At 61.0% G+C, this 292-nt stretch carries 1 pseudogene; it reads right to left on the bottom strand.

From position 1 onward, the window contains the following. A pseudogene (locus tag P0G09_RS19935) lies at window positions 1-292 on the bottom strand (glucuronide permease); the annotation flags it as partial.

Genomic DNA, 292 nt, shown 5'->3' with positions numbered 1-292 from the left:
GGAGACCACCAGCATCTGGATGGCACGGTTGTGAGCCAGGGTGTCAACGTAATCCTTGATGCCGACCTTCTGGGTGGTGCCCAGACCGAAGTACTTCGGATTGTCCTGACGCCACAGGGCGATGATGGCGCAGACTGCAAAGACAGCGGACAGGCCGCCGAACATCAGCTGCATGGTGGTGAACAGGCCGGGGTTGTAGAAAGCGGACAGGCTGCCGCTGGACTTCTCCACGATGCCTGCCAGAGCAGGGTTCTGTGCCACCAGAGAAGCGATCTCGGCAGCGTTGGCCTCG

This window comes from Faecalibacterium sp. DFI.5.82, assembly GCF_029076575.1.
GTDB classification, from domain to species: domain Bacteria; phylum Bacillota; class Clostridia; order Oscillospirales; family Ruminococcaceae; genus Faecalibacterium; species Faecalibacterium duncaniae.
This window is presented reverse-complemented; position numbering and strand designations above follow the sequence as displayed.